This window comes from Aggregatibacter segnis ATCC 33393 (assembly GCF_900476035.1).
Taxonomy (GTDB): Bacteria; Pseudomonadota; Gammaproteobacteria; order Enterobacterales; family Pasteurellaceae; genus Aggregatibacter; species Aggregatibacter segnis.
On sequence record NZ_LS483443.1, the window covers coordinates 1,870,340 to 1,897,277 of the forward strand.

Consider the following 26,938-nt stretch of genomic DNA (forward strand, 5'->3'; position numbering starts at 1 on the left):
ATCTCTCTTTCATCTCGTTAAAACTTATTTCTTAATGGTAATCGGGAAGCGGTTATCGCCGTAAGAACCGTTACAATCCGCCGACGCGCTATTCGGTTTACAGTTGATTTCCGGCAGTTGATAAGTGGTGCCGTCGCTACAGCTCGCCACGTTTTTGTTGGAGATGGTTAACCCGCCGCCGCTTACGTTAGCGTTCACATCGCCCACACATTTCACGCCGTCGCCACGTTGCAACGTGACTTGACCTTTACCTTTGTCGTCAAAGTTATAGCTCAAGCGCATCGGTTTACCGGTGGTTTTATCTTGAATACCGCCGCCCGCATTCCACGCGCCGTTTAAGAAATCCACTTTGCCTTCTTGTAGGCTTTTTTCCGGAATTTGCAGTTTTTGCTGCGTGGTAGTATTGGCCGTCGGGTCATTGGCTTTCGGATCGCTCGCTTTTGGATCATTGGCTTTCGGGTCGTTAGCCTTTGGATCATTGGCTTTCGGATCATTCGGATTGACTTTGTTATCTTTATCGGCCGGCTGATTCGGCTCAACGCCGTTTTTGTCTTTGCCGTTCAAATTCGGATCGACCGGCGGCAATGCCTGCTCATTCGGATTCATCTCGTTTTTCGCTGCCTCGTCTTTGCCTAAGGCATTCGGATCCTGCGGGTTGGTTAACGCCGTTTTATTATCCACGTTAGCGTCGGTTTGCAAAGCGGTGTTGTCGGTTGCCGTGATGTTGTCGGTCGCATTTACTTCGGCGGCTTGCTCTAATTTGCTCACCAAACCGTTATCAGAAACCACCGCGCCGTTTGAATCAATCCATTGGCCATTTACATAGCGATACGATGCGCCATTGACATTAAAAATTCGCTCTTTTTTATCATCAACTACCGGGGCTTTTTTCTCTTCCAGTTTTTTATCTTCTGAAAGTGCGGTGGATTTTTTCTCTGTTTTTTGTACTTCATGCTTCGCTAGTGGATCTAATTCAATCTTCTTGCTAGAGGAATTAAAATAACCTAACCAATAACACAATAACAACGCAAGCAACAATAACAACGGCAGCAACCACCACAACCACGATAATTTTTTCTTCGGTGCAGCAGGCGCGGCTTCAGGAATCGGTGCGGCGGCCACCAACGGCGCGGCAGGTTTTAAACTTAAGAAAGGATCGCCGTGTAAATTAGTGTTCTTTTCAATAAAGCCCCAAAAGGTAATGACCGGGCGATTATTCACCAAATAGACGTGTTCGGGATTCGGAAAGCGCAAGGCTTTGAGGTTTTCGGCAGAATCGGGATTGTTCGGTTCCGCCCATAATAAGCGGGAAAATAGCAGTTGGTCGCCTTTTAAGTTGGCTTGTTTACTCATTTCCAAGCCTAAATCCGCCATGTTGCGTTCAAACACTTTTAATTCGCTCAAGGCTTGTTGGCGTTCTTGTTCCGTGGCGGACGACCAAGGAATGATCATATATTTACCGTCGGCGCGTTCCGATTCGAAAGGCACATACCAATCGATTTTGCTGCCTTGGTCATTGCGCTGCGGAATCGCCAAATAATCGGAAAACACGCGTCCGCGCTTTAACCGAATCGTATCGCGCAGTTGCGACGCCACGGAATAGACGGCCTGCCCGTCTTGCCCTAGCGCGGTGTAATCTTTAATATCGCCGGTTCTTAAAAGAGTGCTTAACATACACTTGTCCTCAAGTTGAAAATCGCTAAATTATCAAAGTGTTAACTATGCTGAATTTTACCCCAAAAATATATAAAAGCCTATTAACCAAGTAAAAATATCGGATATTAACTAGAAAACACCTAACGATCCGGATGGATTACAAGCAAAAAATACAACAAAAAATACTATTTCATAAATCTCATCCCCAAAGGGCGAAAGCCTATGTTACTCATTTTGCAATCAATGTACAGTATTATTGCTACCTCTTTCTATCAAGCCAAATTAATATTTCTTGGTATCTAATTCTTCTTACGTATCAAATAATGAATTGAGGTTGAGCGGTGCATCGCTTTGCACCAAAAAACAGGTAAATACCTCACTATTATGAACATCCTGACTTCGAAATAACTGCTACTTTCTTGCAGTTCAACTGTAAACAATTTATTACAAAACTCCTAATCTGCAAGAGTTTTCTTATAACACATAAAACAAACCAAAAGAAAAAGGACATATTGTGGTGTTGTTCGCATATCTGTTATATGGCACATTGCCGGCAATCAACCGGCAAATAACAACAAATCGGGAAATATTGAAACAACCTGCCATTCAATCTAAGCCAATAAAAAATTCGCGTGTTTTTACCGCACCTTAAAGAGCGATATAAATAGTAAAACGCCATGATGTTGTAGCGTGATGTTAACGTATGAGTATAAAGAGTTTGAAAATAAACATAAAACACCTTAAAGCAACAAATCATCAGAAGGTAAATATACTCAATCCTCCCCATAAATTTCAGAGAAAATTAACATTTTGTGAGTCATATCACATTCTTTATTTTACACAATGTAAAATTTACAATACAATCAGTGTAAATTTTTAAATACATAATAAGGAACATCTATGAATAAAACAGTGGGAAGTACGCTGCTTGTGGCTGGTACCATGATTGGCGCAGGCATGTTAGCCATGCCGTTAACCTCCGCCGGCATTGGCTTTGGCGCTACCTTATTTCTTCTGCTCGGGCTTTGGGCGCTTTTAACCTTCAGTGCGTTGCTGTTCGTTGAGCTTTACCAAACCGCACCAAGTGACGCCGGCATCGGCACGCTGGCAGAGCAATATTTCGGTCACGCGGGACGGATTGTTTCCACCGCCGTATTAATTGTCTTTTTGTACGCACTCATTGCCGCCTACATCAGCGGTGGCGGTTCTTTGTTGACCGATACGCTACCAATCATCGTTAATCGTGATACCACCGGCAAAGTCGCCGTATTGATTTTCACCCTTTTCTTTGGCGCGTTTATCATTATCGGTACGCACAGCGTAGATAAAATTAACCGTGTGTTGTTCTTTGTGATGATTGCCACATTCGTGATGGTGTTAAGTTTGATGTTGCCGGAAATTAAACTCGACAACTTGATGGCGATGCCCATTGATAATGCGCTGATCATTTCCGCCAGCCCGGTATTTTTCACCGCGTTTGGTTTCCACGGATCTATTCCAAGCTTAAACAAATACCTCGGCGGCAACGTCAAAGCCTTGCGTATATCCATTTTAGTGGGTTCCGGTATCACCTTATTCGCCTACATTTTATGGCAACTCTCCACCCATGGTTTGCTCACACAAAATGAGTTTCTACAAATCTTGCAACAAGATGCCACGCTGAACGGCTTAGTGACTGCCACGTTAACCATTACACAAAGCAGTATGATGGCAAATGCCGTAAAAATTTTCTCCACCTTGGCGTTAATCACCTCATTCTTGGGTGTAGGGCTTGGCTTACTAGAATGTATTGAAGACTTATTAAAACGTTCTTTTAATATTAATGCTGGGCGTTTTTCCTTGGGATTAATGACGTTCATCCCACCAATCGTCTTCGCCTTATTCTACCCACAAGGCTTCATTTTAGCGTTAGGCTATGCCGGTCAAATGTTTGCGTTCTACGCCGTCGTTCTTCCGGTTTCGCTGGTATGGAAAGCGCGCCGCATTCACCCGAATTTGCCATATAAGGTGTGGGGCGGTAAAGCCACGCTACTCATTGTTTTAGTCCTTGGCGTGGTCATTACCTCTATCCCATTCGCTATCCGCGCCGGCTATCTGCCGTTTGTCGTGGGTTAAAAACACCTAAAAAAAAGACCGCACTTTAACTTTTGAAATTAAAGTGCGGTCTGTTTTTTATCTTGTTTTCTCGATAAAACCAACAAAAAACGCTGAACTCAGTCAGCGTTTCTTTGAATTAAATAGTAAGGTTTACGATTTTTTAGCAAATTCACAGGGAGGATTAATTTGATTTTTCATTTTGCTACTGATTTCGCGGCGTTGTTTAGATAATTCGGCGTTGCGAATAATGTAGTCGTCAACACGATTTTCGTAATCATCCCGCATGCTTTCAATAATAGTACGTACATCTCGAATCGACATATCATCACGAATATATTGATCTAAGTTTTCTAGCAACAGCACCCGTTTTTGATTATCACGAATCTTACGATTGTTATCGTCCATATCGCGTAATAGTTTATTTTTCAAGCGATACATACGCACATACTCCAAAACATCCTGAAAAGACTTGTTGACGTTTTCCATTGATTTGCTCCCTTATAGTAAAAATGAATTGGCGATAATGTAGCCTTTTTTGTGGATTTCGTCAAAAAATTCCCCGTTTTAAAAGGGGATTATTTCCCCTCCCGATAAATTCAAAAAATTTCCGTAAAAATCATTGATTAGAAAACGGTGAGGTGATAAAACTGAAGTAAATTTTTCACTAAATCAGAGGAAATCCCATGGCAAACGTATTTAATTTCAGTGCCGGTCCGGCAATGATGCCTAAAGCAGTTTTAGAACAAGCACAACAAGAATTATTAAATTGGCAAGGCCAAGGCACCTCCGTCATGGAAGTGAGCCACCGCGGCAAATTGTTCATGGAATTAATCGCCCAATCCCAAGCGGATTTTCGTAAACTCTATAACATTCCTGAAAACTACCAAGTACTATTTTTACAAGGCGGCGCGCGCGGTCAATTTGCCGCCATTCCAATGAATTTATTGCGTGAAAACGGCAAAGCGTTGTATTTAAACAGCGGACACTGGTCTGCTACCGCAGCGAAAGAAGCCCGTTCTTTCGGTGAAATTGATGAAATCAACATTTTAGAAGCAGGCGATGAACTCAAAGTCAAATCTCTCGATTTTAGCGATATTGCCGAACAATACGATTACGTTCACTACTGCCCGAACGAAACCATTAGTGGCGTGGAAATTTTTGATGTGCCGAACGTCGGCAACGCCGTATTAGTGGGCGACTTATCCTCTACCATTCTTTCCCGCAAAATAGATATCAGCAAATTCGGTTTAATTTACGCCGGCGCGCAAAAAAACCTTGGCCCGGCAGGGATCACCATTGTTATCGTGCGTGATGATTTAATTGGCAAAGCACGCAAAGCCACACCATCGATTTGGAATTATGAAACACAGAAAAACAGCGATTCCATGATCAATACGCCACCAACGTTCGCGTGGTATTTATGTGCTTTAGTGTTCAAACATTTATTGTCTATCGGTGGTTTGCCGGAAATCGAACAACGTAACCTTGCCAAAGCTAAATTGCTTTACGATTATTTAGACGGTAGCGATTTCTACCAAAATAACGTGGCAAAAGCCAACCGCTCTTTAATGAACGTGACCTTCACCACGGGCAATGACGAATTGAATGCAAAATTCGTTGCAGAAGCCACCGCAGCAGGATTACAAGCGTTAAAAGGACACAAAGTGTTAGGCGGTATGCGCGCGTCTATTTATAACGCCATGCCGATTGAAGGGGTACAAGCATTGATCCAATTCATGCAAAAATTTGCCAAAGAAAACGCATAGCCCTCTTAAAAGTGCGGTCGAAACTTATCGTAAAAATCTACCGCACTTTTCTTTCCTTTCATTCTTACTCGGAGCATCTTATGCAATATCTTGATCGTGCCAATGCGGGCGTAAAAGCACTTTCACCTTACCAAGCCGGCAAGCCCATTGAAGAATTAGAACGTGAATTAGGCATTAAAAATATCATCAAACTCGCTTCGAACGAAAATCCGTTCGGTTTACCGCCCAGTGCTAAAAAAGCGATTCAGGCACAATTAGACAATCTTCATCTTTACCCTGATTCCAACGGATTTTATTTCAAACAAGCGGTAGCCAAAAAATTCGGCTTACAGCCTGAACAAATCACGCTTGGTAACGGCTCCAACGATTTAATCGAACTCATTGCGCATACTTTTGCTTCTGAGCAAGACGAAGTGATTTATTCCCAATATGGCTTCATTGTTTACCCATTAATTAGTCAAGCCTTGAATGCCAGACGGGTAGAAATTCCGGCGAAAAATTATGGCAACGATTTGCCTGCTTTTCTGAAAGCGATCACGCCCAACACCAAATTAATCTACATCGCTAATCCCAATAACCCAACGGGTAGTTTCTCAAGTGCGGTGGAAATTGCCGACTTTTTAGCCCAAGTGCCACCGCAAGTGATTGTCGCGTTGGATGAAGCCTATGTGGAATTTACCGAACCGAATGAACGCGTGGATTCTTTCGGCTTGTTGGCAAAATATCCGAACCTGATCGTGTGCCGCACCCTATCCAAAGCCTACGGCTTAGCCGGTTTGCGCATCGGTTACGCCATTTCCTCAACAGAAATTGCGGGCTTGTTAAATCGTGTACGCCAACCCTTTAACTGCAACAGTCTTGCCCTTGCCGCAGCAACTGCTGCCATTCAAGACGATGAATTTGTCGCCAAAGTGGCGGAAAATAATCGAATCGGCTTGCAATTATTGCAAAACTTCTTTGATGAAAAAGGCTTGCGTTATGTGCCGTCCAAGGGCAACTTCGTGATGTTGGATTTGCAGCAACCTGCCGCACCGATTTATCAAGCACTGTTACGCAAAGGCGTCATCGTACGTCCGCTTGCCGGTTACGGATTGCCGAACCATTTGCGTATCAGCATCGGCTTGCCGGAAGAAAATCAGCGTTTTTTAACCGAACTTAGCGACATTTTGGGCTTATAACGGACGATTTATGCAACACGCCACTTCCATTACCCTTAACCCTATCCACCATGTGGAAGGCACGATCAACCTACCCGGTTCGAAAAGCCTGTCCAACCGCGCCTTATTGTTGGCAGCATTAGCGCACGGCACGACTAACGTCACTAATTTGCTAGACAGCGACGATATCCGCCACATGCTTAACGCCTTAAAACACCTCGGCGTGCAATATTCGCTATCTGACGATAAATCCATCTGCGAGGTACAGGGCTTAGGTGGCGCCTTTCAATGGCATGACGGCTTAGCGTTATTTTTAGGCAATGCCGGCACCGCCATGCGTCCGTTGGCAGCAGCACTTTGTTTAGCGCGTGAAGGCGCTTCCCCACAAAATGAAGTGATATTAACCGGCGAACCGCGCATGAAAGAGCGCCCGATTCAGCACTTAGTAGATGCATTGTTGCAGGCAGGCGCAGACATTCGTTATTTAGAAAACGAGGGCTATCCGCCAATTGCCATTCGTAACACCGGTTTGCGTGGTGGCACGATTAAAATCGACGGCTCCATTTCATCACAATTTTTGACCGCACTTTTAATGGCAGCCCCCCTTGCAGAAGGCGACAGTGAAATTGAAATTATTGGTGAATTAGTTTCCAAACCCTACATCGACATCACCCTTAACATGATGAAAATCTTCGGCGTGGAAGTTGAAAATCAAAACTATCAACGTTTTCTCGTGAAAGGCAAACAATCTTACCAATCCCCCGGCACCTTTTTGGTGGAAGGTGATGCCTCCTCGGCGTCCTATTTCTTGGCGGCAGGTGCCATTAAAGGCAAAGTGAAAGTCACGGGCATCGGCAAAAACAGTATCCAAGGCGACCGTTTATTTGCGGATGTGTTAGAAAAAATGGGGGCAAAAATCACCTGGGGCGAGGATTTCATTGAAGCGGAACAAGCTCCGTTACACGGCGTGGATATGGACATGAACCATATTCCTGATGCGGCCATGACCATTGCCACGACCGCGTTGTTTGCCGAAGGGGAAACCGTGATTCGTAACATTTATAACTGGCGAGTGAAAGAAACCGATCGCCTAACCGCCATGGCAACCGAACTACGCAAAGTGGGCGCTGACGTGGAAGAAGGCGAGGATTTTATTCGTATTCAACCCTTAAAATTAACAGATTTTAAGGCCGCAGAAATCGAAACCTATAACGATCACCGCATAGCAATGTGTTTCGCCTTGGTGGCGTTATCCGACACGCCCATCACCATTTTGGATCCGGACTGTACGGCAAAAACGTTCCCAACGTTTTTTGAGGAATTTTTAGCCATCGCACACTAATTTCGCGGTAATAACAACAAAAAATGAAAAACGCATAAAAAACAAACCGCACTTTATATTTCATCGTATAAAGTGCGGTCTATTTTTAAGAAGATTTACGCTTCCGGCTGATAGCCCTCATCATTAAATGTCGGATTTTCGGCGCCTTGCTTTGCCAGTTGATCGCAAATTTCATTTTCACGATGTCCCGCGTGCCCTTTTACCCAGCGCCAATCCACATGATGCCGGGCAATAGCCTGATCTAACGCGATCCATAAGTCTTGATTTTTGACCGGTTTGCCACTACTCGCCTTCCAATTGTTTTTCTTCCAATTGAATATCCATTGTGTAATGCCATTTTTCATGTATTGACTATCGCTATATAAATGGATGTCGCAAGGTTCTTTCAAGCTATTTAACGCTTCCACCACAGCCAACAATTCCATGCGATTATTGGTCGTTAACAAGAAACCTTTGGACAACTGTTTTTCATGTTGTTTATAACGTAATAGGATGCCAATGCCACCCGGGCCGGGATTGCCAAGGCAAGATCCATCGGTAAAAATTTCAATTTGTTTGCGCATATTGACTACTAATTTATTTTAAATGGGGCGATAATACCCGAAATTTTTGCGGATAAAAAGTCAAGTTATGAGTATTCAAATTAATCCAAATCGCCAGATTGTACTGGATACGGAAACCACCGGTATGAACCAGCTGGGCGCCCATTATGAAGGTCATTGCATTATTGAAATCGGTGCGGTGGAAATGATCAATCGTCGCTACACCGGCAATAATTTTCACATTTACATCAAACCCAATCGCCCCGTTGACCCTGAAGCAATTAAAGTACACGGCATCACCGATGAAATGCTTGCGGATAAACCGGATTTCAGTCAAATTGCCAATGAATTTATTGAGTATATTAAAGGTGCAGAGTTGTTAATTCACAACGCCCCCTTCGACGTGGGATTCATGGATTATGAATTTGCCAAACTCAACTTACCGATAAAAACCAACGATATTTGCCAAGTGACTGATACGCTCACGATGGCGCGTCAAATGTATCCGGGCAAAAAAAATAACTTGGATGCACTATGTAGCCGTTTAGGCATTGATAACAGTAAACGAACCTTGCACGGCGCGTTACTGGATGCGGAAATTCTAGCAGACGTTTACCTTGCCATGACCGGCGGGCAAACCAGCCTTTTTGATGAAAACGAATCGGAGATTATTCAACAGGTTAACGAACAGCAAATACAAAGTGCGGTGGCTTTTTCACACAATTTACGCTTACTTACCCCCACTGAAGAGGAGCTGCAAGCGCATTTGGAATACCTCAAATTAATCAATAAAAAAAGCAAAGATAATTGCTTGTGGACGCGCCAATCTCAAGAAGAAACCTTGCACTAAACAAATCGTTCACCGATTAAACAAGTGAGCCCAAAAGAGAAAAAAAAAGTTGACGGAATGCTCCGTCGCCATTATTATGCACCTCACCTGTGCGGAGTGGTAGTTCAGCTGGTTAGAATACCTGCCTGTCACGCAGGGGGTCGCGGGTTCGAGTCCCGTCCATTCCGCCAATTTTATCTATTCTAATTCGGAGCGGTAGTTCAGCTGGTTAGAATACCTGCCTGTCACGCAGGGGGTCGCGGGTTCGAGTCCCGTCCGTTCCGCCACTTCTTTGAAGTTCATCAGTTACATTATTCCTCTCGTACTCATCTTTAAAAGTACATTCTCTTCGTCATATAAAGAATAAAATGATGCCAGAAATTTATTTTTTATTGTTCCTCACTACTTTTTGTCATGTGTAACGAGTTTCTATATCGCATAAGTAATGAACACTTTTTCACTAAACTACCTTTCTTAATTCTAGCAAATGCGCAACTATTCAAAACATAAAAATAAAGGCGCTTTCCCCAAGCGCCTCCTTTCTCTTCTAACTATCTTCCTTCTTTCGGAAATACCACAGTCAAAAACATTTTAAAATTTTCCAATGCATATAGCGCATGAGGAATGTCCGCCGGAAGGACAATACTTTCGCCGGCATTGACATCATAATCAGTGGTGTCAATCGTAATTCGGGCCTTGCCTTCCAGTATAGTAACTAAAGCATCACCACGTGATTTATGCGCACTGATTTCTTCGCCTTTCGGTAAACAAAACATAGTCAATCCCACCGCCGGATTTTGCGAGAAGGTTTTACTGATGACCTGTCCGTCCTGATATGTCAATAGATCATTAAGTTTTAGTACTGTGGCTTTTTCAATGTTTTTTAACATAGCATTTCTCCTTTTCAAGTTTCTAACAATAAAATCTACACATCACATACGGGTAAATTATTTCATTAACAACATAAAGATATCATCAAAAATGGCTGCACTTTTAGCCTATTTTCACCTCATCCAGTAAGGAAAAAGGACGATTCTGTTTACGTAATTCTTCTACTTCGTCCAATAGACGCATAATCAAACTTAGCGCAGGTACACTGGCATCAAAATCATGCCGCAAACGGCAAGCCTGACGCACGCGGGCCATTTGGAAACCGCTGAAAATCGCCTGCTCGGGTCGCCCATCCACTGAAATCACGCCTTCTTCAATCAGTTCCAGTAACCACTGACGATCATCAGAACAGACTTTCAACATTTCATTAAAGCTCAATTTGATATCAATATCTTGATTCATCATTTCAATTCCTTGTTCTATTTTATGCCTGTTTGCTGGCGAAATGTGTAGCAATTTGCTCCCATGCGGCACGGCCGGCGTCATCCTCAACCGGTGGCACCAAAATGCGAATATTCAAATATAAATCACCCGGTTCTTTAGCCGGAATACCTTTGCCTTTCAAACGAATGCTTTTGCCATTTTGGCTGTTAGCCGGCAAGTTGAGTTGCAGACGTCCGCCAAGGGTTACAACCTGAATTTTGCCACCCAATGCCGCCAGCCATGGGAATACATCGATAGTTTGACAAACGTCTTTTTTATTTTTCACATAAAGATCGGGGCGTTCATGGAAGCGAATTTTCAAATATAAATCACCGTTTTCTCCTCCATTAATGCCCGGCAAACCTTGGCGCGCCAAACGGATTTGTTGTCCTTCCGTAATACCTTTCGGAATTTTTACGTTTAATGTTTTGTTTTGTTGAGTAATTCTGCCATATTCATCAATAGTCGGCACATTTAGAGTCACAGAACGCTCAGTGCCGTCATAAGCGGCGGCAATATCAATACTGAGCTCAGCATGCTGATCTTCGCCTTTCATTGGCCCTGTTTGGCGAGTATGTGATTGTTGTCCTCGACGCCCAAAGGCAGAGAATAAATCTTCGAAATGAAAATCTCCTTGCCCGAATGGCTCATCATCACCGGAATGGAATTCATAATGACGGAAACCATTGGTGTCGCCGTAAGCCCCCTCAAATGGGTTGCCTCGCGTTTGGCTTGTACCGTCAAATGGATTAGCCAACATTTCATCATATTCTGTCCGTTTTTGTGTGTCTTTCAGTGTTTCATAAGCTTCATTCACTTCGGCAGTTTTCTGCACCGCATCAGGTTCTTTGCTAACATCCGGGTGATATTTGCGCACCAATTTGCGGTACGCTTTTTTTATTGTGTCGAGATCGGCGTTTTTATCTACGCCCAATATCTCGTAATAATTTCTTTTTGCCATAGTTATCCTTATTTCTTTAATTTTTAAATCATATTATTCGGTTTAATTTTTCGCTAAATTCTGAGCAGCTTAGGGTAACTTGATGAATCGTGAAGATGAACAGTACAAATTTTCGTCTATTTTAATATAATACCAACGCAAAAATTTTAAAGTGATTTTTAGAAATAAATTGTTTCGTCCAACCCTTGTCATTTCTCATCACTGCCAAAATCCGCTATAATGCCAGCCATTTTTCAAGTGCCGATATCAATGATCCCGTGGCACATTCATTTATAAGAGGTTTTTATGACAACTCCCGTAGTTGCCTTGGTGGGTCGTCCAAACGTGGGCAAATCCACCTTATTCAATCGCCTAACCCGTACCCGTGATGCTTTAGTCGCTGATTTTCCTGGTCTGACGCGCGACCGTAAATATGGCCAAGCGCATCTTGCCGGATATGATTTTATTGTCATTGACACCGGCGGTATCGACGGCACGGAAGAAGGCGTAGAAGAAAAAATGGCGGAGCAATCGTTGCTTGCCATTGAAGAAGCAGACATCGTTTTATTCTTAGTAGATGCCCGTGCCGGCTTAACGTCAGCGGATATCGGCATTGCAAACTATTTGCGCCAACGTCAAAACAAAACCACCGTGGTGGTTGCCAACAAAGTGGACGGCATTGACGCTGACTCCCACTGTGCCGAGTTTTATCAATTAGGCTTAGGTGAAATCGCCCAAATTGCGGCTTCTCAAGGCCGTGGTATCGCCAGCTTAATGGAACAAGTGCTTACCCCATTAGCAGAACAAATGGCAGAAGCAGAAAAAACAGAAGAAAGTGCGGTCGAAATCACAGATGTTTCTTCCGAGGTCGCTGAATTTGACGAATGGGACGAAGATTTCGATTTTTCAAACGAAGAAGACACCGCACTTTTAGATGAAGAACTGGCGCAAGAACAAACGCCGGATAACCAAAACATTAAAATCGCCATTGTGGGTCGCCCGAACGTCGGCAAATCCACTTTGACTAACCGCATTTTAGGTGAAGATCGCGTGGTGGTTTACGATATGCCAGGCACCACCCGCGACAGTATTTACATTCCAATGGAACGCGATGGACAAAATTACACGTTAATCGACACGGCGGGAGTACGCAAACGCGGTAAAGTGCATTTAGCGGTAGAAAAATTCTCCGTCATCAAAACGCTACAAGCCATTCAAGACGCCAATGTGGTGTTGCTCACCATTGATGCCCGGGAAAATATTTCCGACCAAGATTTATCACTGCTTGGCTTTATCTTAAATTCCGGCCGTTCCTTGGTTATCGTGGTGAATAAATGGGACGGATTGAATCAAGAGGTGAAAGATCGCGTGAAATCGGAACTTGATCGCCGTTTGGATTTTATTGACTTTGCCCGCGTACATTTTATTTCAGCCTTGCATGGCAGCGGTGTCGGCAATTTATTTGAATCTGTCAAAGAAGCTTATGAATGCGCCACGCAGAAAATGACCACATCCATGCTTACCCGCATTCTGCAAATTGCAGTGGATGAGCATCAGCCACCGATGGTTAGCGGTCGCCGCGTGAAACTGAAATATGCCCACCCGGGTGGCTACAATCCGCCAATCATTGTGATTCATGGTAACCAAGTGGATAAACTACCGGATTCTTACAAACGTTATTTATCCAACCATTTCCGCCGTAGTCTGAAAATTATCGGCTCGCCGATTCGTCTGCAATTCCAAGAGGGGAACAACCCATTTGCCGGCAAACGAAATAAACTCACGCCGAATCAATTACGTAAACGTAAACGTTTGATGAAGTTTATTAAGAAAGCAAAACGATAAACAAAAAGTGCGGTGAAAAATCACCGCACTTTTTTATCTTCTATTTATAGAATACGCCGTTAATGGATAGCCGTTGTGCGGCATAACCTTTGTAGTCACCTCTTTCGTCATATTCAATAGTTAAATAATCAAAAAAGACCACTACGTCACCTAGCACCACATAAGGTTTGGCGTCTTTTGTTAAGATGGCCAACTCATTTTTAGTGTATTTTTTGTGAATATCCAAATTGTGTCGGGCAAACAAATCACGCAAATAGGCATCAAGATTCCATGTAACGTATTCTCCACCCTCTTTTCGTTGTATTTTTAACAAAAAATCCGGCGGGTTATTGTTGCGCAAGAAATCTCCGCATTTGACATAAGCACCATTTAATTTGCCGTGCGAATCTAAAACCGCTTCCAATCCAATCTGACAATCCTCTTCTTTTGAATTAAGCTCACTAATGGTAAATCGACGATCTGCTACTTCGCCATTAAGCCACAGGAAACGGTTGTAATTCTGAATATCCATAAACTGCTCTTGTTTATTTTCAATCTCAAAATAAGGCACTAATTCCTCTTGATAACCATTTGATTCAGGCAACCATTCATAAAGCGATTTTTCTTTCGGTATACCATAATGCTGTTTAAATTCCTCAACCCATTGTTTATCTGCCCCTAATAACACAGCATAGGTTCTATTGCTAAATTCGTCAGACAATTTAGCATCATTTCCTCGAGTCGCTGTCCATTGTTTAATGTGCTCTTCAGTTAATTTGCCATTGCTATCTAATAATTGTTGAGTTTTTACAAAATTATCAAAACGAGCCAATTGATCTTGGTAAGCGATTTGGTTTGCGTCAATCACAAAAACATTACTTAATAACGCTAGCAACAGCACGCCGGCAAGAAGACGATATTGTCTGATTTTCGGCACGAGCAAAATGAAGTTCCATAATACAAGAATCATAGCCCCCATGAGTAAATACACGCGATCTTGGGTCAAGCCATAATACTGAATGCGAATAGACATGGCATACCACAACATCACCAACGGCAATAAATTGAGCCACGGCAACAGACGATAAAACTTCTGCCATTTTTCGTTATCCAACAGGATTTGCAAGGTATAAAGCACAATGCCAATCATCAAATAAGGAAATGCCACATTGGCGATCATGCCTTCCGGCATTTTACCTTGGATCAAAATCGACACTGCATAAGCGTAAATAATCAGAGTATAAATCACCAACGCAGGGGATAAAATCCAGTTTAGCAGAATCTTGCTTAATTCATTAAAACGCCCGCTAAAGAGATTTTCTCGTTGCGACAAACTTAAATATGCCAGTGGGAAAATCCACCACCACGTCACTAACCAAATCCGAGAATACATCGACAAGGCATACATATCCACATGGAATAATGCTTGAATGGCTGCTGCCAATCCGTTGCCTATTCCACCGATGATCAGCGCAAACAATGTGGCAATCACAGCATTGAGCATATTATTGAGCAAGATACTCATAAAAGTGCGGTTGTTTTTTGCCACGTTTTTACACAAGAAAATTACTAATACGGCAAGGTTTAAAATACCGAAACGCGCACTTTGTGTGAAATCGTTAAGATCAACCAATGTCGCCAACACTCCAAACGCGATAGGAATAAAAATACTCAAACGATAATATTTATTTCCATGGGTCAAATTAACCAACATAAACGCCATTGGCGCCCATAGCAAAAAGTCGGCATAACGCTCCATCATCGCCTTGGGTTCAGGGGCAAAAATCGGGATTGCACCACAAATTGCCACCAATAAAAGCTCAACCGGGTGTCGAACCAAGGCTTGTTTCGCAAGTTGAACAAATTGCAAGAGCCATTTTTTCATAAAATTTCCTTCTTTTTATTAGAGATTATTTCCGCTATTGGCTTTTCCATAGCGAATTAGAGATTATTTCCGCTATTGGCTTTTCCATAGCGAAAATGAATATAAATAAACAGCAGTAGCCCCATCGCTGCAAAGGCCGCTCCGGAAAAACCGATATTGGCTAAACCAAAATGTTGCATCACTTGATTACCAAACAACGCGCCTCCTCCTATACCAATATTGTATAGCCCCGAATAAATGGCCATGGCTACATCCGTCGCATCCGGTGCCAGTTGTAGTACTCGCACCTGCAAACTCAGTCCAATGCCCGAAATACCAACACCCCATACGAATGCCAGTAAATACATGGAAAATTCGCTATGACTGAATGGTAATAACAAAATCAAAGAAAATACTAAAATAGCCATAGACGTCAACAAGAATTTGGCCGGCGCAAAACGGTGAAAGCGGTTAAAGAGAAGGCTTGCGGTTACCCCTGACAACCCAAAAATCAATAAAATTGCGGTAGCCACACCATCACTCATTCCTCCAACGCGAATGATGAAGGGCTCAATATAACTATAAGCGGTAAAATGCGCTGAGATAATAAGTATAGTTAATGCATAGAATCCCACTAATAACGGGCGCTTAAATAAAGAAGGCACGCTACTTAGTGAACCGGCGTTGCGACTAGCCAAGTGCGGTAGGAATCGATAAAGCAATAAGAGGATACAAAACGCAAGAAAAGCAATAATGCCAAAGGCTTCTCGCCAACCTAAAAACTGTCCGATAACCCGTCCGAGCGGCAAACCTAACACCATCGCCAACGCACTGCCCATCGCCAATAGCCCGATGGCCTGTGCTTTTTTGTCTTTCGGCGCCACACGCACAGCCAAGGATGTGGTAATCGACCAGAAAATTGCGTGAGTAAACGCAATGCCGATACGGGAAAGCAACAACACCCAAAAATCCCACGCCAATACCGACAAAATATGGCTGGCAACAAAAATAATGAATAATTTAATTAACAGGCTACGCCGTTCTAATTTTGCCGTCATCAACATAAACGGCAACGACATGAGAGAGACAATCCAAGCATAAATGGTAATCATCAGCCCGGTTTGCGCCACGGGGATTTGAAAACTGTGAGCAATGTCTGAAAGTAAAGCCACCGGTAAAAACTCGGTGGTGTTAAATACAAAAGCGGCAAAAGCCAACAAAACGACGCGGAAAAATTTGAGGCGTCGAACAATTCTTAAAGCAACCATCGTTATTGTTTTAATTTACGTTTAATAAGATCTTTAATTTTACTGCGCAAGTTTTTATCAAATTGCACTTCATATTGCGGTGAATAGCAGCTATCAAAAAAACGAATTGGCAAAGTGAACTCCGCATATTTTTCATCAGTCGGATGCAGATTTAAATCAACGTTACATTGCATTGATTGCAAATCTACAACACCAGTTCCCTCTCCTAAAAGAGCGGTAGTTTTTAACGACATTTTTTCAATATCCAGTTGATGCCCATTGAGTCGGAAAAGGCTGGTTGCTTGGTCATATTTGGTGTTTAAGCTGACTTTCTCTTTAAGTTCTGCGTCATTCCAATTGATCGGTAAATACTGTCCTGCTAAGTCCAACAGATTCAAACCCAATAATTCGCCGTTTTTAGCATCGAAAAAGAATTCACCGTTAATGATTTGAGAATGGGCAAACTGCACGGCAATCTCTACATCGGCGGAACCGGTAATGGTTTTCGGGAAAGTCAGCCACGTCAACAAACGTTCAATAGGATAATTTTTAGCGGAAAAAGCGACCGCACTTTGTTCCGGCTCGCTTACATAATCCAAGTGCGCAGTACAAGGCAAATTCGGTAGGCAGCCGGAATCAATATCTGCAGTGAGATGTTTGGTGTATTGGGATAAATCCAACTCCGTTTTAACAAAGCCCACCTTCTCTTCATTTAAAACAACATGATCAAAATAGGCTGCAAGTTTTCTCTCATTACTGCGCTCAATTCCGCCTTTGATAAAGCGAAAATTAAAAATTCTATTGTTACCGTACAGTGGTTTTGCTAATTCCACCACAATCTGACTATCACCACTCAACGCGATATTGTCAGGAGTAATGTTATCAAGGGAAAAATCAGAGAAACGCATTTGAATATTTGCCGAGTTTTGCGCGTTTTCAGAGAGCTTAACATTTTGAATGTCGACTTCCTGCAATTTGACATCACCAAAAAACATTGCCGATAAGGGAAATTTGCCTGTCAGTTTTTCAATGCTAATTTGGTTGTGTTTAACACTTTCAAAAGCCAAATAAGGCTGCGGAAAAACGCCAATATTAAACTCTTGGAAAGTGGTTTCATGTTGCGCCAGTTTAGCGGTGACCTTGGTTTCCAACTTCTGAATTTGGACATAAAAAAATGCAAAGATCGCCAATATCACGACCAAAGTAATGATTGCGATCTTTTTCATTTATTTGTCCTCGTCAATACGGCTGGCAACAGCATTTTGCTGGTTTTTATATTTAGCATCTTTGCGACTGCTGTAAGGGCGTGCAGCTGGGCCACTTAACACTTCAAAACTCAATGCACCAATAATCATATTTGGGCGCAACGCCAACGGCAGCTTGCCGGAATTGTAAAATTCCAACACAATTTTGCCCTCCCAACCCGGGTCAATGCGATGTGCGGTCACATGCACCATTAAACCTAAACGCGCCAAAGAAGAACGTCCATCCAGCCAACCGATAATATTGGCCGGCAGTTTTACCGATTCCAAAGTGGTGGCAAGAGCAAGCACACCGGGGTGTAAAAAGAAGGCTTCATCATCACCGATAATAATTTCATCGCTCATCACCAATTCCAACTGCGCCGACACTTCTTCTTTCGGACCGCTTAAATCAATGTAAGGTGCGGAATGTTCACGGAACACACGGAAAGAATTACCCAAGCGGACATCAATAGTAGCGCCGTTAATCTTGTCATTTGACGGGCGCGGGTTAAGAGAAATCAAACCTTCGTCTAAATAACGTTCAATGTCAGTATCACACAATCTCATGATCCGTTCCTATTTTTTACTTAATAGCTGCATAATTTGGGCTTTTAACATATTGATGGCAATACGATTTTTACCACCACGCGGAATCACAATATCGGCGTGTTGTTTGGAAGGCTCGATAAATTGCAGGAACATCGGGCGCACGGTGGCACGATATTGATCAATGACGGATTGAAGGGTACGACCACGTTCTTCCATATCACGCTGTAAACGACGAATAAAGCAAATATCTAACGGCGTATCCACAAATACGGAAATATCTGCCAACTGGCGTACACGCTCGTCTGTGAGTAATAAAATCCCCTCTAAAATCACAATACGTTTTGGCGTGAAATGGGTCACCTCATCGGTTCGGGTATGCTCCACATAACTATACACGGGAATATCAACGGCGTTGCCGGCTTTTAAGGCTTTCAAATGGGCAATGAGCAAATCACGGTCCATAGAATTTGGGTGGTCATAATTGGTTTTGACCCGTTCAGACATCTCTAAGTGGCTTTGGTCTTTGTAATAACTATCTTCTGCAATAATACCGATTTCTTCACAGCCTAATTCATGACAAAGCTCTTTGTGCACCGTAGAGGCAATAGAACTTTTTCCTGAAGCCGAAGCGCCTGCAATGGCGATAATAATACAAGATGATGCTTGATGCTCTGACATACCGTTTCCCTTTCTCTCATTGAGTAAATAAATTAGCGAAATTATAAAGAAAAAAGCGTTTTTTTGACATAAATAGATCCATTTACAAACAATTTTTCTACAACTAATTTTTTACGCAACATATTCGCTCATAAAATTCTTCGTTTTGTGAGACTTCTCACATTAATTGAGGGGTATTTTATGTAACATGAAAATCTTGAAAGCACTTGCTTGAGCGCATTTCATATTACATTTTCATTTTATGAACAATAAAGAGGTACAACATGAAACTAAAATCACTTTCTCTTGCAATTTCAACCGCACTTTTAGCCGGTGGATTACTCGCATCACAAGCTGCAACGGCAAAAGGTCGTTTAGTCGTGTATTGTAGTGCGACGAACATTTTATGTGAAACCACCACCAAGGCATTCGGTGAAAAATATGATGTCAAAACCTCCTTTATTCGTAACGGCTCAGGCAGCACCTTTGCCAAAGTAGAAGCGGAAAAAAATAACCCGCAAGCAGACGTGTGGTTCGGCGGTACATTCGACCCACAAGCACAAGCGGCTGAATTAGGCTTAATCGAACCTTACAAATCTAAACACATTGATGAAATCGTAGAACGTTTCCGTGATCCGGCAAAAACCAAAGGCAACTATGTATCCGCCATTTACATGGGGATTTTAGGTTTCGGCGTGAACACAGAACGTCTGGAAAAATTAGGCATCAAAGAAGTGCCGAAATGCTGGAAAGACTTAACGGATCCACGTTTGAAAGGCGAAGTACAAATTGCTGACCCTCAAAGTGCCGGTACAGCCTATACTGCGCTTGCCACGTTCGTACAACTTTGGGGCGAAGACAAAGCCTTTGATTTCTTAAAAGCTTTACATCCAAACGTTTCCCAATACACCAAATCCGGCGTCACCCCATCCCGTAACGCGGCTCGCGGTGAAGCGGTTGTTGGTATCGGTTTCTTACACGATTACGCACTTGAAAAACGCAATGGCGCACCATTGGAACTCGTGGTGCCATGTGAAGGCACCGGCTATGAATTAGGTGGCGTGAGCATCTTAAAAGGTGCACGCAATATCGACAACGCGAAATTATTCGTGGATTGGGCGCTATCTAAAGAAGGTCAAGAATTGGCATGGAAACAAGGTGAATCTTTACAAATCTTAACTAACACAACGGCGGAACAATCTCCAACAGCATTTGATCCAAACAAATTGAACCTTATCAATTATGACTTTGAAAAATACGGCGCGGCCGAACAACGCAAAGCCTTAATTGAAAAATGGGTTCAAGACGTTAAATTAGCGAAATAACACGCTAAAGTGCGGTCGAAAATTCTTGTATTTTTCTCACCGCACTTTTCTTATATTGATGGCTCGTGTCATTACGACGCGAGCCTATCACTATCATCAGAACGCACATCAACAAAAGTGCGTTACCTCGAAATCAAAAACACAGGAGTGTTGAAATGAAACTCTCAAAAATTGCGTTAGCTCTTTCAGGCGTTGTACTCGGTGGGATGTTATTAAGTGGCAATGCTGCGGCAAAAGGTCGCTTGGTTATTTATTGCAGTGCGCAAAACACCATGTGCGAGCAAGAAGCCATGGCATTCGAGAAAAAATATGATGTAAAAACCAGTTTTATTCGTGGCGGCACGGGCACTATCTTAGCCAAAATCGATGCGGAAAAAGATAACCCTCAAGGTGACGTTTGGTATGGCGGTACAATGGATCCGCATTCCCAAGCGGGTGAAATGGGCTTGTTAGAACCGTATAAATCACCAAACCTGCCACAAATTGTTGAACAATTCCGTGATCCGGCTAAAACGAAAGGCAACTATTCCTCTGCTATCTATCTTGGTGTGTTAGGTTTTGGTGTGAACCCTGAACGTTTACAAAAACTCAATTTGCCAATACCAAAATGTTGGAAAGATTTAGCTGATCCTATGTATCGCAATGAAATTCAAGCGGCGGATCCGCAAAGTTCCGGTACAGGCTATACTCAATTAGCCACTTATATTCAGCTTTGGGGCGAAGAGGAAGCCTTCAAATACTTGAAAGCGTTAAACAAAAACGTTTCGCAATATACCAAATCCGGTAACACAGCAACTCGCAATACCGCCCGTGGCGAAACAGCAATCGGCATCGGCTTTTTACACGAATATTCGTTAGAAAAAGCCAAAGGTGCTCCGGTTGAATTAGTGGTACCTTGCGAAGGTACAGGCTATGAAATTGGTGGTGTCAGCGTGATCAAAGGCGCACGCAATCTTGAAAATGCCAAACTTTTCGTGGATTGGGCACTATCTAAAGAAGCGCAAGAATTAACATGGCAAAAAGGCGAAGCCTATTCCATTTTAACCAATACCACGGCACAACAATCGCCTTATGCGTTAGATTTTAAATCCGTTAACCTGATTAACTATGATTTTGACAAATACGGCGCCACCGATTTACGTAAACGCCTCATCACCAAATGGGTCGATGATGTCAAATTAGCCAAATAACCATAGTGAAATTAAAGAAGCAATGCGCTGTTGCATTGCTTCACTTTTCTACTAATGCGAGGTTGTATGAACGCAAATAAACTTCCAATAACACATTCTGCTCATTTTTGGATCATTTTATCCTTAATTGCATACTTGGTTTTACCTTCCCACGCTCTAGATTACGGCTTGTTCGACAGTACTGCCGACGAATTCTATGATGCCATGGGTTGGTCGTCTTTTAACATTACCGCCTTTTGGTTCTTGCCGGTAATTTTATACGGTTTATTGCCGTGGCTAAAATTACCAACCAATACGCAAGCCAAAGCGGAACTTTACTTATTAGCACTTGCTACGCTGTTTACTTTTATCAGCGCCAGCGTGCTGAAAATCAGCATGGGCTATTCGGTAATCGTTTTACTCATTGGTTTCACCGCACTTGCTACGCTCTCTTTTGCTAAGTTAAAGGTCATGCAAGGCGACAAATTTATTATCGCCTCCTTGCTTTGCATTATTTTGCTGATTTTCTTCTTCATCGTTTACCCAACATTGGCGATTTTTGTCTCCATGTTCTACGACGGGGACACCTTTGCACCACAACAAGTGATGCGTATTTTGACGCAAAGCTACATTGTGCGCGTCATCAGTAACTCCTTGTTTTTATCCGGCTTCGTGGGTATCGTTTCTACGGTGTTCGGTTTAGCCTTTGCTCTTTACACGACCCGTATCGCACGCCGAACTGCATTTATCGGTAAAATCTTCTCTATTTTGCCGATTGTTACGCCACCGTTTGTCGTCGGGTTAGGGGTTACCTTAATGCTGGGTCGCTCCGGTTATGTGACCGAGTTTTTATCCACCAATTTCGGTTTTACCAATCACAACTGGTTATACGGTTTTAACGGTATCGCCATTGCACAGATTTTGGCATTTGCGCCAATTTCCTTCATGATTTTAGATGGCGCATTAAAATCCGTGCATCCGTCTATTGAAGAAGCGTCTTACACGTTGCGTGCTAACCGTTATCAAACCTTCTATAACATCATTTTCCCGTTACTGCGCCCGGCCTTGGCTAACTCGTTCCTCATCGTGTTCATCCAATCGCTCGCAGACTTTAGTAACCCGTTGGTGTTGGGTGGTAGCTTCGACGTTATTGCAACGCAAATTTACTTCTACATTGCCGGTTCACAATTAGATTACGCCTCCGCCAGTACCCTTGGCTCCATGTTGTTAATCTTCTCCTTGGCGATTTTTATCATTCAATATTTATGGATTGGTAACCGCTCTTATGTGACCGTTTCCGGTAAATCTTATCGCGGCGATGTACAAGAACTCCCTGCCGGCTTGAAATACACGATTATTTTCATGCTCGGCTCTTGGGTTATCTTCAACTTGTCACTTTACGGCAGTATTTTCTACGGAAGCTTCACCGTCAACTGGGGTGTGGACTATACCTTAACCTTGAAGAACTACGCCATGCTGTTCGGACAAGGATTAAGTGACGGCGCGTGGCCTTCCTTAATTAATACCTTAATTTACGCCGGTATCGCCGCCCCACTCACTGCTATTTTTGGTTTATTAATTGCCTATATCGTAGTGCGTAAAGACTTCCAAGGGAAAAAATCCCTTGAGTTCTTAACCATGCTTTGTTTTGCCGTACCGGGCACCGTGGCGGGGGTCTCTTACATTCTTGCCTTTAACAATGCGCCAATGTACATCACCGGCACCAGTATTATCGTGGTGATTTCCATGGTGATGCGTGATTTGCCAATTGGTATGCGTGCGGCGATTGCAGGCTTGGGACAATTAGATAAATCGCTGGACGAAGCCTCCCTTTCTCTGAAAGGTAGCTCATGGAAAACCCTGTGGTATATCGTGTTACCATTATTAAAACCGGCCTTGCTTTCTGCACTTGTCACCAGTTTCGTGCGTGCCATGACAACAGTAAGTGCAATCATCTTCTTGGTGACTGCGGATACCCGTGTAGCAACCGCATACATCCTAAACCGTGTCGAAGACGGTGAGTATGGGATTGCCATTGCATACGGTTCTATCTTAATCGTGGTGATGATGGCGATTATTTTATTCTTCGACTGGATTGTCGGTGACACCCGCATTTCCCGTTCCAAAGCGAAAAAAATGAATTAAGTTGTAGGTAAAAAATATGAGTAATGATTTCTTGGTATTAAAAAATGTCACAAAAGCCTTTGGCAAATCTGTGGTAATTGATGATTTGGATTTAACCATTAAACGCGGCACCATGGTGACGTTGCTTGGTCCATCCGGTTGCGGTAAAACAACCATTTTGCGTTTAGTTGCCGGTCTTGAAAACCCAACCTCCGGACAAATTTTCATTGACGGAGAAGACGTGACCAAATCGTCTATTCAAAACCGTGATATTTGTATCGTGTTCCAATCCTACGCGTTATTCCCGCACATGAGTATCGGTGATAACGTCGGCTACGGCTTACGCATGCAAAACGTGAGCAAGGAAGAGCGTAAACAGCGCGTTAAAGAAGCCTTGGAATTGGTGGATTTGGCCGGGTTTGAAGATCGTTATGTGGATCAAATCTCCGGTGGTCAACAACAACGTGTGGCGCTTGCTCGTGCGCTTGTTCTCAAACCGAAAGTGTTACTGTTCGATGAACCGTTAAGTAACCTCGATGCTAACTTACGTCGTGCGATGCGGGAAAAAATCCGTGAATTACAACAAAGCCTAGGCATCACGTCTCTATACGTGACCCACGACCAAACAGAAGCCTTTGCGGTATCTGATGAAGTTATCGTGATGAATAAAGGGAAAATCATGCAAAAAGCACCGGCGAAAGATCTGTATCAACGCCCGAACTCCTTATTCTTGGCTAACTTCATGGGCGAATCCAGTATTTTCCCGGCGAAATTGCAAGGAAATACCGTTAACATTCATGGCTATGAACTTGCCTTAAACAATGCAGCCCAATTCAATTTACCGGACGGTGATTGTTTGGCAGGCGTTCGCCCGGAAGCCGTTTATCTGCATGAAACCGGCACAGAAGCGCAACGTTGCACAATTAAAAGTGCGGTGTACATGGGTAACCATTGGGAAGTTGTGGCGGTATGGCATGGTCAAGATTTGTTGATTAACTGCCGCCCGGAACAGTTCAACCCGGCATCGCAAGAAGCCTATGTACATCTTTCCGAGCAAGGCGTTTTCCTGTTAAAAAACCAATAAAAATCAAAAATAATTAAAATTTTAACCGCACTTTATATTCAAGAGAGTAAAGTGCGGTTATTATTTACGGCATTTTTAACGTTGGCGTTCCGTATCGTCATCGAAACAACCTTAACCTAAGCTTGAGAATCACATGAGTAAAAAAAGAAAAGCCACTTTAACCCTTGCTGCCATGATTATTACACTTGGTGGGGGCGCGCAGTTTTATACCAATCAGCAAGTGGATCAGGTTTTACAAAAATTCCCTTATTCTTTAGATAATCAACTCAGCCTCAATGTGACGGAAAGTGCCAAGAACTTTTTCAGTCGTGAGCTTACCTTTAGTTTAGAAAATAATGATGGTCAAAAAACCAATATTATTTCTACCAAACTGACGGCATTGCCTTTTTTCATTACGGCAGAATCGAAACTTTCCGAACAATTGGTGCGTCAATTAAACAAAGATCTCAATATCACCATTGATAAAAACACCATTAACAGCAAATTTTCACCGGTTGGCGATTATCTGCAATCAAACATACTTACCGACTTCCGTGATTTTACGAACAAAACGCAAGCGCTTTCAGTCAGTCTAGACTTTAATGCAGGCACAAAAAACGTAGCGCTTAATGCCAACTTAAGCGGCTTTAACTATGATAAAAACAGCAAATTAGAACAAATTGGTGCCCAGATTAAATTTGTGCCTGTTGGTGAAAACCAATACGACATTTCAACCCTTGAACTCAATGCTAAAAACGCCGAATGGGATTTGTTAAATGGCGAAAACACCAAAATCCAACTGAAAAATACCCGTTATCAATTCGGTGTCACAAAATCGGCTGATACAGACTTGCGCGATCTTTCCACCCAATTGAGTAGCGACACCTTACGCATTGCCAACAAAGAACGTACGACAGAAGAAAGCCAAACCGTGATTAACGGCATAACGCTGAATCTACAACAGCACGGTGTAACAAGTGCGGTGGATTTTGCCAATGAATTTAAGAAACAGCTAAACGGTGAGCAAAACATTAAACATGTAGCCAATTTTTTATCCGCCGTCCTCACGCAAAATCACACATTTAACGGAACCCTTTCCGTCAAATCCGTGGATGCGCCTAAAAATCAAAAGCCTTACTTTAATTTAAATGAGGCAAAACTCAATTTAACGATGGCAAATGCAGATCTCACTAAAGCCAATCTGGCTTTGCAATTAAATGTTGCCGACATCAAACAGACGCCGGAAGATCAAAACAAACAATGGGAAGCCAAAGGAGCTCAAATCGTCTATCAACTTGATGGCTATAACTTGGAAAACAAATTGGCATTTATTCCGCTCTATTTAGATGCCCTCTCCATCAAAAATGCCCCCAAAGAAGATAACAAGACCTTATTAAAGCTGAAGAAACAATGGGCAAACACAATGGCTGGAAGCAGCAATGCAGAAATCTCATTACAAGCATTTAATTACCAAAATGTCTCCTTGGAAACATTAGCGTTAAAACATCAAGGCTCAGAGGAAAACAACCAATATCGTGGAAATTCCACGCTTTCACTAAAAAAACTGGCGTTGTCTGAAGCACAAGCGCAAATGGAAGATCTTGCGTTCAATCTACCGCTCACCGTGAATAATGTTGCTCAATTTGCAGAAAATCAGTTTTGCTTTGGGTTGACTGCATCATTGTGTTCAGCTTATTTCACACCGGAAACCACACAAAAACTCCTTGGAAATCAATGGAAAGCCCTAGACTTAGCCAGTGATAACACAACCCTCACCTTCAATTTAAATACCTATCCAACCACAAAAGCCTATCCGGTGAGTATTCATCTTAAAGGCGCTTTAAAAACAACTAAAGATAAACAGTCCATCGCAGACATGTTCATCGAAAATATGCAAAGCACAACCAATATTGTTCTAAACAAAGGCCTCGCGGAGACTTCTGATGAAGAAAGTTTAAAAATCAAAAGAGCCTCACCATTTTGGCAAGCCTTATTGGCTGAGCTTAAACCGGAAGAACGACTATTTCCGATATTTATCGAAGAAGGCGATAACTATGTTCTGACATTAGAAAGGGACAATAACCGTTTTCTAATTAACGGAAAAACCGTAGAAGAACTTCTGAAGCAACACGAACTAATGATGGATTCTTCTCAGTCAGAAAGTAACGACTAAATACCCTCACAAGAAAGTGGGCTATATGCCCACTTTTTTCATTCGGTTTCGACTAA

At 42.7% G+C, this 26,938-nt stretch carries 22 protein-coding genes and 2 tRNA genes; 13 read left to right on the forward strand and 11 right to left on the reverse strand.

The genetic code is table 11. The features are described from left to right. Positions 1-24 precede the first annotated feature (24 nt). The gene (locus DQN58_RS09095) at positions 25-1,674 is read right to left on the reverse strand and encodes an SrfA family protein (protein WP_006718915.1); all 1,650 of its coding nucleotides are present in this window, start codon (positions 1,672-1,674) and stop codon (positions 25-27) included. Positions 1,675-2,556: 882 nt separating this feature from the next. Between DQN58_RS09095 and DQN58_RS09100 the strand changes: the two genes are divergently transcribed. Beyond that, positions 2,557-3,771 (forward strand): aromatic amino acid transporter, encoded by a 1,215-nt coding sequence (locus tag DQN58_RS09100; RefSeq protein WP_006718918.1) that lies wholly within the window; start codon positions 2,557-2,559, stop codon positions 3,769-3,771. Positions 3,772-3,903: 132 nt separating this feature from the next. Here the strand turns inward: DQN58_RS09100 and DQN58_RS09105 are convergent, their stop codons facing one another. Continuing rightward, a complete protein-coding gene (locus tag DQN58_RS09105) occupies positions 3,904-4,239 on the reverse strand; it encodes a DUF496 family protein (RefSeq protein WP_006718920.1) in 336 nt (111 codons plus the stop codon). A gap of 197 nt (positions 4,240-4,436) precedes the next feature. Here DQN58_RS09105 and serC point away from each other — a divergent pair, with 197 nt between their 5' ends. The 3 genes from serC (at position 4,437) to aroA (ending at position 8,018) form a co-directional block, all read left to right on the forward strand. Then, entirely contained in the window at positions 4,437-5,519 is a 1,083-nt protein-coding gene (gene serC / locus DQN58_RS09110) for a 3-phosphoserine/phosphohydroxythreonine transaminase (protein WP_006718923.1), read from the forward strand. Between the two features lie 80 nt (positions 5,520-5,599). Further along, entirely contained in the window at positions 5,600-6,697 is a 1,098-nt protein-coding gene (gene hisC / locus DQN58_RS09115) for a histidinol-phosphate transaminase (RefSeq protein ID WP_006718924.1), read from the forward strand. Positions 6,698-6,707: 10 nt separating this feature from the next. Beyond that, positions 6,708-8,018 carry a 3-phosphoshikimate 1-carboxyvinyltransferase gene (aroA, locus tag DQN58_RS09120; RefSeq protein ID WP_006718926.1) on the forward strand — a complete coding sequence of 437 codons (1,311 nt, stop codon included), beginning with the start codon at positions 6,708-6,710 and terminating at the stop codon, positions 8,016-8,018. Between the two features lie 95 nt (positions 8,019-8,113). Here aroA and rnhA read toward each other — a convergent pair whose 3' ends face one another. Then, on the reverse strand, positions 8,114-8,581 hold the full coding sequence (gene rnhA, locus DQN58_RS09125; RefSeq protein ID WP_006718927.1) for a ribonuclease HI: 468 nt from the start codon (positions 8,579-8,581) through the stop codon (positions 8,114-8,116). 67 nt (positions 8,582-8,648) lie between these two features. On the opposite strand from rnhA, the gene dnaQ reads away from it, so the two are divergent. The 3 genes from dnaQ (at position 8,649) to DQN58_RS09140 (ending at position 9,676) form a co-directional block, all read left to right on the forward strand. Next, complete coding sequence (gene dnaQ / locus DQN58_RS09130; RefSeq protein ID WP_006718929.1) at positions 8,649-9,410, forward strand: DNA polymerase III subunit epsilon; 762 nt, start codon at positions 8,649-8,651, stop codon at positions 9,408-9,410. Positions 9,411-9,503: 93 nt separating this feature from the next. Continuing rightward, positions 9,504-9,580: transfer RNA gene (locus DQN58_RS09135), tRNA-Asp, on the forward strand. A 19-nt stretch (positions 9,581-9,599) separates the two neighbouring features. Further along, a tRNA-Asp gene (locus DQN58_RS09140) sits at positions 9,600-9,676 on the forward strand. A gap of 264 nt (positions 9,677-9,940) precedes the next feature. On the opposite strand, the gene DQN58_RS09145 is transcribed toward DQN58_RS09140, so the two are convergent. From DQN58_RS09145 to DQN58_RS09155, 3 genes are all read right to left on the reverse strand, one after another. Further along, the gene (locus DQN58_RS09145) at positions 9,941-10,279 is read right to left on the reverse strand and encodes a cupin domain-containing protein (RefSeq protein ID WP_006718932.1); all 339 of its coding nucleotides are present in this window, start codon (positions 10,277-10,279) and stop codon (positions 9,941-9,943) included. Positions 10,280-10,382: 103 nt separating this feature from the next. Further along, positions 10,383-10,682: a chaperone modulator CbpM gene (locus tag DQN58_RS09150; protein WP_032998189.1), complete on the reverse strand. Its 300-nt coding sequence runs from the start codon at positions 10,680-10,682 to the stop codon at positions 10,383-10,385. A gap of 22 nt (positions 10,683-10,704) precedes the next feature. Then, positions 10,705-11,664, reverse strand: coding sequence for a DnaJ C-terminal domain-containing protein (locus tag DQN58_RS09155; RefSeq protein ID WP_006718935.1), 960 nt, complete (start codon positions 11,662-11,664; stop codon positions 10,705-10,707). Positions 11,665-11,949: 285 nt separating this feature from the next. On the opposite strand from DQN58_RS09155, the gene der reads away from it, so the two are divergent. Continuing rightward, positions 11,950-13,488 carry a ribosome biogenesis GTPase Der gene (gene der / locus DQN58_RS09160; protein WP_006718937.1) on the forward strand — a complete coding sequence of 513 codons (1,539 nt, stop codon included), beginning with the start codon at positions 11,950-11,952 and terminating at the stop codon, positions 13,486-13,488. Between the two features lie 40 nt (positions 13,489-13,528). On the opposite strand, the gene DQN58_RS09165 is transcribed toward der, so the two are convergent. The 5 genes from DQN58_RS09165 to udk are packed head-to-tail and all read right to left on the reverse strand — an operon-like array spanning position 13,529 to position 19,049. After that, a complete protein-coding gene (locus DQN58_RS09165) occupies positions 13,529-15,352 on the reverse strand; it encodes a DUF4153 domain-containing protein (RefSeq protein WP_006718939.1) in 1,824 nt (607 codons plus the stop codon). A 56-nt stretch (positions 15,353-15,408) separates the two neighbouring features. Further along, complete coding sequence (locus DQN58_RS09170) at positions 15,409-16,599, reverse strand: sugar transporter (protein ID WP_006718941.1); 1,191 nt, start codon at positions 16,597-16,599, stop codon at positions 15,409-15,411. A gap of 2 nt (positions 16,600-16,601) precedes the next feature. After that, on the reverse strand, positions 16,602-17,804 hold the full coding sequence (locus tag DQN58_RS09175; RefSeq protein WP_006718943.1) for an AsmA-like C-terminal region-containing protein: 1,203 nt from the start codon (positions 17,802-17,804) through the stop codon (positions 16,602-16,604). Further along, entirely contained in the window at positions 17,805-18,389 is a 585-nt protein-coding gene (gene dcd / locus DQN58_RS09180) for a dCTP deaminase (protein ID WP_006718945.1), read from the reverse strand. It lies immediately after the preceding gene. Between the two features lie 9 nt (positions 18,390-18,398). Beyond that, positions 18,399-19,049 carry a uridine kinase gene (gene udk / locus DQN58_RS09185; protein WP_006718946.1) on the reverse strand — a complete coding sequence of 217 codons (651 nt, stop codon included), beginning with the start codon at positions 19,047-19,049 and terminating at the stop codon, positions 18,399-18,401. 263 nt (positions 19,050-19,312) lie between these two features. Between udk and DQN58_RS09190 the strand changes: the two genes are divergently transcribed. From DQN58_RS09190 to DQN58_RS09210, 5 genes are all read left to right on the forward strand, one after another. After that, positions 19,313-20,353, forward strand: a complete 1,041-nt coding sequence (locus DQN58_RS09190) for an ABC transporter substrate-binding protein (RefSeq protein ID WP_006718948.1) — start codon at positions 19,313-19,315, stop codon at positions 20,351-20,353. 155 nt (positions 20,354-20,508) lie between these two features. After that, complete coding sequence (locus DQN58_RS09195) at positions 20,509-21,543, forward strand: ABC transporter substrate-binding protein (RefSeq protein ID WP_006718951.1); 1,035 nt, start codon at positions 20,509-20,511, stop codon at positions 21,541-21,543. A gap of 66 nt (positions 21,544-21,609) precedes the next feature. Further along, the gene (locus DQN58_RS09200) at positions 21,610-23,667 is read left to right on the forward strand and encodes an ABC transporter permease (protein WP_006718953.1); all 2,058 of its coding nucleotides are present in this window, start codon (positions 21,610-21,612) and stop codon (positions 23,665-23,667) included. Between the two features lie 16 nt (positions 23,668-23,683). After that, positions 23,684-24,730 (forward strand): ferric ABC transporter ATP-binding protein, encoded by a 1,047-nt coding sequence (gene fbpC, locus DQN58_RS09205; protein WP_006718954.1) that lies wholly within the window; start codon positions 23,684-23,686, stop codon positions 24,728-24,730. Positions 24,731-24,863: 133 nt separating this feature from the next. Further along, entirely contained in the window at positions 24,864-26,882 is a 2,019-nt protein-coding gene (locus DQN58_RS09210; protein ID WP_006718955.1) for a hypothetical protein, read from the forward strand. Positions 26,883-26,938 lie beyond the last annotated feature (56 nt).

What these genes read in the sequence shown, in the direction of transcription:
- DQN58_RS09095 (WP_006718915.1), bottom strand. Translation starts at nt 1,674, where the DNA reads ATGTTAAGCACTCTTTTAAGAACCGGCGATATTAAAGATTACACCGCG.
- DQN58_RS09100 (WP_006718918.1), top strand. Translation starts at nt 2,557, where the DNA reads ATGAATAAAACAGTGGGAAGTACGCTGCTTGTGGCTGGTACCATGATT.
- DQN58_RS09105 (WP_006718920.1), bottom strand. Translation starts at nt 4,239, where the DNA reads ATGGAAAACGTCAACAAGTCTTTTCAGGATGTTTTGGAGTATGTGCGT.
- serC (WP_006718923.1), top strand. Translation starts at nt 4,437, where the DNA reads ATGGCAAACGTATTTAATTTCAGTGCCGGTCCGGCAATGATGCCTAAA.
- hisC (WP_006718924.1), top strand. Translation starts at nt 5,600, where the DNA reads ATGCAATATCTTGATCGTGCCAATGCGGGCGTAAAAGCACTTTCACCT.
- aroA (WP_006718926.1), top strand. Translation starts at nt 6,708, where the DNA reads ATGCAACACGCCACTTCCATTACCCTTAACCCTATCCACCATGTGGAA.
- rnhA (WP_006718927.1), bottom strand. Translation starts at nt 8,581, where the DNA reads ATGCGCAAACAAATTGAAATTTTTACCGATGGATCTTGCCTTGGCAAT.
- dnaQ (WP_006718929.1), top strand. Translation starts at nt 8,649, where the DNA reads ATGAGTATTCAAATTAATCCAAATCGCCAGATTGTACTGGATACGGAA.
- DQN58_RS09145 (WP_006718932.1), bottom strand. Translation starts at nt 10,279, where the DNA reads ATGTTAAAAAACATTGAAAAAGCCACAGTACTAAAACTTAATGATCTA.
- DQN58_RS09150 (WP_032998189.1), bottom strand. Translation starts at nt 10,682, where the DNA reads ATGAATCAAGATATTGATATCAAATTGAGCTTTAATGAAATGTTGAAA.
- DQN58_RS09155 (WP_006718935.1), bottom strand. Translation starts at nt 11,664, where the DNA reads ATGGCAAAAAGAAATTATTACGAGATATTGGGCGTAGATAAAAACGCC.
- der (WP_006718937.1), top strand. Translation starts at nt 11,950, where the DNA reads ATGACAACTCCCGTAGTTGCCTTGGTGGGTCGTCCAAACGTGGGCAAA.
- DQN58_RS09165 (WP_006718939.1), bottom strand. Translation starts at nt 15,352, where the DNA reads ATGAAAAAATGGCTCTTGCAATTTGTTCAACTTGCGAAACAAGCCTTG.
- DQN58_RS09170 (WP_006718941.1), bottom strand. Translation starts at nt 16,599, where the DNA reads ATGGTTGCTTTAAGAATTGTTCGACGCCTCAAATTTTTCCGCGTCGTT.
- DQN58_RS09175 (WP_006718943.1), bottom strand. Translation starts at nt 17,804, where the DNA reads ATGAAAAAGATCGCAATCATTACTTTGGTCGTGATATTGGCGATCTTT.
- dcd (WP_006718945.1), bottom strand. Translation starts at nt 18,389, where the DNA reads ATGAGATTGTGTGATACTGACATTGAACGTTATTTAGACGAAGGTTTG.
- udk (WP_006718946.1), bottom strand. Translation starts at nt 19,049, where the DNA reads ATGTCAGAGCATCAAGCATCATCTTGTATTATTATCGCCATTGCAGGC.
- DQN58_RS09190 (WP_006718948.1), top strand. Translation starts at nt 19,313, where the DNA reads ATGAAACTAAAATCACTTTCTCTTGCAATTTCAACCGCACTTTTAGCC.
- DQN58_RS09195 (WP_006718951.1), top strand. Translation starts at nt 20,509, where the DNA reads ATGAAACTCTCAAAAATTGCGTTAGCTCTTTCAGGCGTTGTACTCGGT.
- DQN58_RS09200 (WP_006718953.1), top strand. Translation starts at nt 21,610, where the DNA reads ATGAACGCAAATAAACTTCCAATAACACATTCTGCTCATTTTTGGATC.
- fbpC (WP_006718954.1), top strand. Translation starts at nt 23,684, where the DNA reads ATGAGTAATGATTTCTTGGTATTAAAAAATGTCACAAAAGCCTTTGGC.
- DQN58_RS09210 (WP_006718955.1), top strand. Translation starts at nt 24,864, where the DNA reads ATGAGTAAAAAAAGAAAAGCCACTTTAACCCTTGCTGCCATGATTATT.